Here is an 8,172-nt window from a genome sequence, read left to right as displayed (position 1 = left end):
GGTCGGTAGGCGAAATAATCACCTACCTCCTACTCGATTTACCCCAAACCTTATAAGATACAAAAGCAAAAGTTGTCATCATGAGCACAGCGATGTAGGGAACGGTTCATAACCGTTCCGCTATCTCAACGCCCTACCCTAGTCCTGTCATCCTGAGGTTTTACCGAAGGATCTAATACCCTAAATGAATACCTTAACACTGGCGACTGAAGATCATGGACCAGTGCAAAATGTATAAATACACATAAATATTCAATAATATACATAAATATATTTCACAAATTTTTATATAATTATTACTTCACAGGTAATCAACAATCTTTTAACACCATTAGCCCTTTAAATATAAGTTATCAACAGACTTATGCACATTATCCACAGTTTTTAGGTTTTTCTATGTGGATAACATTGTGGCTAAATGAATTTGTTTCATAATTTAATGGTATACGGCTAAAGGCTTGAGAATAAATGAATCGTAAATATGTTATGTAATCTAATAAGTATTCACCAAAAAAGGACTATAAGTGACAATAAATTCAAAAATTCTATTGTTTAATACCGTGTCATCCAGATGGGAGTTTATGAAGGCGGTTCGTTATAAATATAACTAAATAATGGATAAAGGATAGAAGGATTATTTAACCTAATGTAGAATAAATTATATATAAACGGTAGCATAATAGTTGCGAAAGGAGATGTTTGTATGCGCATAAAAGTCAGTGGAAAGAATATTGAAGTAACCAATGCCTTGCGAGAGAGAGTGGAGAAAAAGCTATCCAAATTTGAAAAGTATTTCAACCCTGATACTGAAGCAAACGCAACTTTGACAGTAGAGAGAAACAGACATATCATAGAAGTTACCATACCCTTTAACGGTGTAATTTTAAGGGGTGAAGAGGCTACCGAGGATATGTACTCATCCATTGACAACGTTGTGGAAAAGCTTGAGAGACAGATTGCAAAATACAGAACCAAGCTTGAACGAAGAATTAAAGACGGAAGTGTAAGATTTGAAAATTTCTCCTTTAATCATGAAGAAGATGATGAAGAACCAAGAATAGTTAAGACTAAGAGATTTGCTATGAAACCAATGCCTGTGGAGGAGGCAGTGCTGCAGATGGAGCTCCTTGGACATAATTTCTTTATGTTTTACAATGCAGATAGTGATGAAGTAAATGTAGTATACAAGAGAAAAGACGGAGATTACGGTTTAATCGAACCTGAATTTTGATATAGAGGCTTCATAAGAAGCCTCTATTTTAATATTCAATATTTGTAATCATTTTACAAAAAACAAAATAAATAGTCCAGCTGATTCATTTTTTATTTTCATAGAGGAATTGACAAGTTTTGGTCGAATATATTTATGTGATGATGTCAATAGAGGTGAGTTATGTGGATGATAATAAGCTGATGTTGGAAGAAGAAATAAAAGACCTCATTTGTAGAATTCCTGATGTACTGTCGTGCAAGGTTATATTAGGGGAGAAAAATGAAATTCAGGACATTCATGTATTGTGTGGGACAGGAAAAAATATAAAGCAGCTGGTGAGAGATATTCAATCAGCTGTCAGCGCAAGGTTCAATATTGAGGTGGACTATAAGGTAATAAGTATTGCTCAGATAGAAGAAAATGGGATTAGGGATAATCGTCTCAAGATAGGCAGTATAGTTATGATGAATATGGAAAACAGCCTTAAAGCTACTGTGATTCTGGAGAATGAGGGGAAAACCTATGAAGGTTCAAGCATTAAGGTAAAATCCATATCAAATAAATATAAAGCAGTTGCTGAAGCAACTATAATGGCCATTGAATCCTTTGTAAACATCAACAGCATATTTTACCTTGAAGGCATTGAGAGGACAAGAATTGCCGGCAGAGATATTTTTCTCTGCTTGGTTGGTTATACATATAAGAATAGTGAAAATCTCCTTATTGGCAGCAGTATGATCAAAACCGATGAAAATGAAGCAGTTGCAAAGTCTATATTAAACGCATTGAATCGGTTGATAAGCAAAATGGTTTAAGATTTGACCGGCATTTTTACTTAGCGGAGTGAGTTTGCCTGTCTTATTAGCGGAAGGACAGAGTTCAGAAAAAAGGGGGGGCAAACCGTGAAAAAGATAGTTGCTATATTAATAACTATTCTTTCTCTTATATTAGCTGGAGGAGCACATATAAGCTGGGTATAAGCAGTAAATATGCCGGTCATTAAATTTAGGAGTGATGACATGCCAAAGAAACTCAAAATTTATATTATATCTATTATTATTTTCGGAGTTTGTTTTACAATAGTTACTTTAAACAGAAATAGATCAATTCATACTTCTGAGCTTATATTTTTCCTTTTTCTTTCAATCGTGGCTGAATCTATGGCTATTTTAACACCTAATAAAAGAGGTGGTGTGTCTGTAGGTTTTGCAATAGGTTTTACACTGCTTCTTATTTTTGGTGTGCCTGAGGCGAGTTGGTTAGCAAGTATAGGTATTATGTTTAGGATACTTAATGTAGATGGTAAGCGTATGCATATTTTTAATACTCCTATATATAAGACTTTATTCAATGGAGCAAACATAGTGCTTTCATCTGGTTTTGCGGGATTATGTTATGAAGCATTAGGAGGCACTCCAGGTCAGTTAGAATTTATAAATATATTACCCATGTTTGGTAGCATAGTAGTATACATAGTCATAAATGCTATAATAATGTCAATACTTATGGCAATATTATCTAGTGATAGCCTAATTAAGCAATTGTATACCAATATTATTTGGATTATAAGAGACTATTTTGCCATAGCTCCTTTGAGCATAATTATGGCTATAGCATACATAAACTATGGAATGTTGGGTGTTCTTTTATTCTTTGGTCCCTTGCTCCTTGCCAGGTATTCATTTAAACTTTATGTAGATATGAGGAATATGTATCTGGATACGGTAAAGGCACTATGCCAGGCTGTAGAAGCTAAGGATCCATATACTCAGGGTCATTCCCAGAGAGTAAGCGAATTAGCATATAATCTGGGCAAGAGGTTGAAATTATCTCATAAAACTTTGGAAAATCTAAGATTTGCTGGCATGCTCCATGATATTGGCAAAATTGGGATAGATGAGCATATCCTAAATAAACCTGGAAGACTTACTACTGATGAATATGACAAGATAAAACTTCATCCTGTCATAGGTTCAAAGATTATACAGGGAATTGATTTCCTAAAGGAGTCAGCAGACATAGTTATGGGCCATCATGAGCATTACGATGGTACAGGCTATCCAGATGGGAAGAAGGAAGACGAGATCCCTTTTGAGGCTTGCATACTATGTGTAGTCGATGTATATGATGCATTGACCTCCGATAGGCCTTACAGAAGGGCCATGACTGAAGAGGAGGCTATAGAGATAATAAAGAGGGAATCAGGGACTCTATTCAACCCCATAGTAGCCAATGAATTTATCAAGATGCTAGGGTATAAAGGGGAGGTAGAAAAGCGTGCTGGTTGAGAGCATGGGAAGTGGCCTGCTGGTAGGCAAGGTGAGAGGAGGAAAATTCTCCAATATATCCTCGGGCGAGATTAGAGGATGGTATTTTATAGGGGCTTCCTTCTTAGTTGAGTTTTCAGCAGTGTATTTTGCTTCCAAAGGTGTAAAATTGGTTGTTGATGGGATACCATTCATACATTTGTTATCATATATCTTATTATTCATTGGTTTATTTATGAATTGGGATAAATATCCATTTTGGATTATTACAGCAGGGGTTTTTCTTAATTTTGTAGTGATAATGGCAAACGGAGGACAAATGCCTGTCTCCATTGAAGATCTTAAGTATTTGGGACTACTTGACAACGCAGCTGCTATAGTTAATGGTCGGATAGTAACCCATACTCCGTTAGTTGATAGCACTAAATTTAAATTCTTAGCTGATGTATTGGCTTTACCAAAGTTTTTTCCAAGACCAAAGGTTTACAGCATAGGAGATGTATTGATGGCTATTGGGATATTTATTTATATGCAGCATCTTATGCTGGGGAAAGATGGGAAATGGAAAATTGGTCTGATAGGTAAATTGAAAAATAGACAAATAGACTCTAGGGTGTAACTCTAGGGTCTTTTATATTTGAACTTCCCTAGGCAACGCAGCTCGTAACAATACAAAAAAGGAATACCCAAGGTAATGCATTGTTATAATAATTCTATTATGATAAAATTAAGTGGATACTGGACTAATTCGCCCTAAGTCTCCGCTGCTTTAGGCAGCGGCAAACAAAGGGCGATTAAGTCCAGCATGGACTCGGCTAACATTCAGAGGAGGTTGAATCCTCCTCTGAATGAAGTCTCGTTCAATGTCCGATGATTTGAGGAGTGATGATATATGTCTTTTTTGACAAAGATATTTGGCAATCAGAATGATAGAGAAATAAAAAAATTAGAAAAGCAAGTAGATGCAATAGAAGCACTGGAACCACAGATGCAAGCTCTAAGCGATGCGGAGCTGAGGGCTAAGACAGATGAGTTCAAATCCAGGCTTGCCAATGGTGAAACATTGGATGATTTGCTGGTGGAAGCCTTTGCAGTGGTAAGGGAAGCTTCCAGAAGGGTTTTAGGTATGAGGCATTTCAGAGTCCAGCTCATTGGAGGCATTGTGCTCCATCAGGGAAGGATTGCAGAGATGAAGACCGGTGAAGGTAAGACTTTGGTGGCTACTTTGCCTGTATATCTCAATGCCTTAGAAGGCAAAGGAGTTCACGTTGTAACGGTAAACGATTACTTGGCAACCCGTGACAGCCAATGGATGGGCAAGGTGTATAATTTCCTGGGCTTATCTGTAGGGCTGATTGTCCATGGATTGGATCATGCTCAGAGACAGGCTGCCTATAATTCCGATATAACTTATGGAACTAACAATGAGTTTGGATTTGATTATTTGAGGGACAACATGGTCATCTACAAAGAGCAGATGGTTCAAAGAGAGTTGAACTACGCTATAGTGGACGAGGTGGACAGCATACTGATAGACGAAGCCAGAACACCTCTGATAATATCTGGTGTAGGAGAAAAATCCACTCATCTTTATTATATAGCAGATAACTTTGTGAAAACATTGAGAAGAGGCGCGGATACTAAAGAAGAAAGTAAGGCGGAAATGCTGACCAAGTACTTTGAAGGTCAGGAAGATGATGAAGAAACTATTAAAAACAGAGGAGATTACTCTGTGGATCCAAAAGCCAAGACAGTAATGCTAACAGAAGAAGGTATAGCTAAAGCAGAAAGGTTTTTTGGCATAGAAAACCTGGCGGATCCAGAGAACATGGAGATACAGCACCACATAAATCAAGCTCTAAAGGCAAGAGCCTTGATGAAGAGGGATATTGATTATGTGGTAAAGGACGGAGAAGTAATAATTGTTGACGAATTTACCGGAAGGCTTATGTATGGCAGACGCTATAGCGACGGACTTCACCAAGCCATTGAGGCTAAGGAAGGAGTAAAGATAGAGAGAGAAAGCCAGACACTGGCTACCATAACCTTCCAGAATTACTTCAGGATGTATAATAAACTGGCCGGTATGACAGGTACAGCTAAGACGGAGGAAGATGAATTCAGAGCCATATATAATCTGGATGTGGTGGAGATACCCACAAATAAGCCTATGATAAGAGAAGATTATCCAGATGTGGTATATAAAAATGAGAAGGGTAAGTTCAATGCGGTGGTAAATGAGATTGCAGAGCTTCATGCAAAAGGCAGACCTATATTGGTAGGCACCATTTCCATTGAGAAATCCGAGCTTCTAAGCAGCATGCTTAAGAAGAGAGGAATACCTCACGAAGTGCTCAATGCCAAATACCACGAGAAGGAAGCAGAAATAGTTGCCAAAGCAGGCCAGATGAATGCAGTGACAATCTCAACTAACATGGCAGGTAGAGGTACCGACATTGTGTTGGGCGAAGGTGTTAAAGAACTGGGAGGTCTTCATATAATAGGTACAGAAAGGCATGAGTCAAGGCGTATAGACAATCAGTTGAGAGGTCGTGCCGGAAGACAAGGTGACCCAGGAAGCAGCAGATTCTATATATCCCTTGAAGATGACCTTATGAAACTGTTTGGTTCAGATAGGATTATGAATCTTATGGAAACCATAGGCATGGAAGAGGATATGCCCATTGAGCACAACCTTCTGACTAAAGCCATAGAAAATGCACAGAAGAGAGTAGAGTCAAGAAACTTTGACATAAGAAAGCATGTGCTTCAGTACGATAATGTAATGAACAAGCAAAGGGAAGTCATATATGCTCAAAGACGACAAGTTCTCATGGAAGAGGATTTAAAGAGCTCAATAATAGATATGCTGAAGGATGTAATATTCGATGCTGTGGATAATTTCACAGTTGGCAGCCAGTATCCAGAGGAATGGGATATTACTGGATTATTGGAGTATCTCCATAATGCCTTCCTGCCGAAGAGGACTTTGAAAGTTTCTGATATAAGCGGTTTGGAAAAGGAAGAGCTTAAGGAAGCCATACTGGATAAGTCTTTGGAACTTTATGAAGCCAAAGAGGCAGAAATAGGTCCGGAGAACATGAGAGAACTGGAAAGAGTAATACTTCTGAGAGTAGTAGATTCCAAGTGGATGGATCATTTGGATGCCATGGATCAGCTAAGAGATGGTATAAGTCTAAGAGCCTTTGGACAGCAGGATCCTGTTCAGGCTTATCAGATTGAAGGCTATGACATGTTTATGGAGCTTATAAATAATATTAAGCAGGAAACAATAAAGTATGTATTTAATGTAAGCGTCAATAGAGTTCCACAAAGGCAGCAGGTAGCGGAAGAAGTTTCCACCAACCAGGAGCAAAGCGGTGGATACAAGCCTATAGTGAAGGAAGCAAAGATAGGGAGAAATGATCCCTGCCCTTGCGGCAGCGGCAAGAAATATAAAAAATGCTGCGGGAAAAATGAGAACTAGATTGGAGGAAAAATTATGATTGAACTTGATCAGTATAGACTTGAGCTGCCGGATTTAGAGACGGCAATTCAGGATATAGAGGTGTCTCTTTGACCCTGAGAGGCTGAAGGAGAGACTGGAAGAAATCCATGCAAAGATGGAGCAACAGGACTTCTGGAATGATTCGGAAAATGCTGCTAAGGTACTTCAGGAATCAAAAAGACTCAAGGAGAAAATTGATAAAATCGATGAACTTAAAAAAGCCTATGATGATATCCTGGTATTAATAGATCTTTGTGAAGAAGAGGAAGATGCTTCCTTATTAGATGATATAGATGAAGAATTAAAACAGCTTAAGAAGGACATTGACAGATTTACCATTGAAACATTGCTAACAGGAGAATTTGACAAAAATAATGCCATACTTGCCATTCATGCCGGAGCAGGAGGGACAGAAGCTCAGGATTGGGCGGATATGCTCCTTAGAATGTTCACAAGATGGGCTGAAAGCAAGAACTATAATATAACAGTTTTGGATATGTTAAAGGATACTGAAGCGGGTATAAAGAGTGCAACCCTTCTCATTGAAGGGGAGAATGCCTATGGCTACCTTAAGTCAGAGAAAGGTGTACATCGCTTAGTGAGGATTTCACCCTTTGACACGGCGGGGAAGCGTCACACATCCTTCGCCTCGGTGGATGTAATGCCTGAACTGGATAATAATGTGGAGATAGATATTAATCCTGACGATTTGAGGATTGATACCTATAGATCAGGAGGGGCTGGAGGGCAGCATGTAAATAAGACTGATTCGGCAGTCAGGATAACTCACATTCCTACAGGAGTAATAGTCCAATGCCAGAATGAGAGATCCCAGCACAGCAACAAGGAAATGGCGATGAAGATGCTCTATGCAAAGCTTTTGGAGTTAAAGGAGCAGGAGCAGAAAGAGAGAATAGAGGATATTAAGGGGGAGTACAGAGAAATAGCCTGGGGCAGCCAGATACGCTCCTATGTATTCCACCCCTACAGTATGGTTAAGGATCATAGAACCGGTGAAGAAACAGGAAATGTATATGCAGTAATGGATGGAGAACTGGACAATTTTATAAATGCATATTTAAAGTGGAAAAAGCAGACATAAGTCTGTTTTTTTCTATGTATTTTATAAAAAATTTGTTAAAATATAGGTAGTGGATTTATATTCTAAATAATTTGTGCTACAT

6 protein-coding genes are annotated in these 8,172 nt (G+C 38.3%); all 6 read left to right on the top strand.

Going from position 1 to position 8,172, the window contains the following annotated elements:
- The first annotated feature begins 703 nt into the window (after positions 1-703).
- The 6 genes from hpf (at position 704) to prfB (ending at position 8,090) form a co-directional block, all read left to right on the top strand.
- Positions 704-1,231 carry a ribosome hibernation-promoting factor, HPF/YfiA family gene (gene hpf, locus ACESM9_RS06450; protein ID WP_372996461.1) on the top strand — a complete coding sequence of 176 codons (528 nt, stop codon included), beginning with the start codon at positions 704-706 and terminating at the stop codon, positions 1,229-1,231.
- A 140-nt stretch (positions 1,232-1,371) separates the two neighbouring features.
- Entirely contained in the window at positions 1,372-2,028 is a 657-nt protein-coding gene (locus ACESM9_RS06445; protein ID WP_372996459.1) for a hypothetical protein, read from the top strand.
- Positions 2,029-2,202: 174 nt separating this feature from the next.
- Positions 2,203-3,501, top strand: coding sequence for an HD-GYP domain-containing protein (locus tag ACESM9_RS06440; RefSeq protein WP_372996457.1), 1,299 nt, complete (start codon positions 2,203-2,205; stop codon positions 3,499-3,501).
- Positions 3,491-4,099 carry a DUF5317 domain-containing protein gene (locus ACESM9_RS06435; RefSeq protein WP_372996455.1) on the top strand — a complete coding sequence of 203 codons (609 nt, stop codon included), beginning with the start codon at positions 3,491-3,493 and terminating at the stop codon, positions 4,097-4,099. Before ACESM9_RS06440 ends, ACESM9_RS06435 begins: the two co-directional genes overlap by 11 nt.
- A 273-nt stretch (positions 4,100-4,372) precedes the next feature.
- Entirely contained in the window at positions 4,373-6,967 is a 2,595-nt protein-coding gene (gene secA, locus ACESM9_RS06430; RefSeq protein WP_372996452.1) for a preprotein translocase subunit SecA, read from the top strand.
- A 15-nt stretch (positions 6,968-6,982) separates the two neighbouring features.
- Positions 6,983-8,090, top strand: a protein-coding gene (gene prfB / locus ACESM9_RS06425) for a peptide chain release factor 2 (RefSeq protein WP_372996450.1) whose coding sequence is annotated in 2 segments (ribosomal slippage) — positions 6,983-7,057 and positions 7,059-8,090 — 1,107 coding nt in all. Because the reading frame shifts where the segments join, the coding sequence is not laid out codon by codon here.
- Positions 8,091-8,172 lie beyond the last annotated feature (82 nt).

This window comes from Lutispora sp. (assembly GCF_041687175.1).
Taxonomy (GTDB): Bacteria; Bacillota; Clostridia; order Lutisporales; family Lutisporaceae; genus Lutispora.
Note: the sequence above shows the minus strand (reverse complement) of the source record. Positions and strands in the feature narration are given on the sequence as shown.

Coding starts and splice junctions, on each gene's coding strand:
- ACESM9_RS06445 (WP_372996459.1), top strand. CDS start 1,372: ATGATGTCAATAGAGGTGAGTTATGTGGATGATAATAAGCTGATGTTG.
- secA (WP_372996452.1), top strand. CDS start 4,373: ATGTCTTTTTTGACAAAGATATTTGGCAATCAGAATGATAGAGAAATA.
- ACESM9_RS06440 (WP_372996457.1), top strand. CDS start 2,203: ATGCCGGTCATTAAATTTAGGAGTGATGACATGCCAAAGAAACTCAAA.
- hpf (WP_372996461.1), top strand. CDS start 704: ATGCGCATAAAAGTCAGTGGAAAGAATATTGAAGTAACCAATGCCTTG.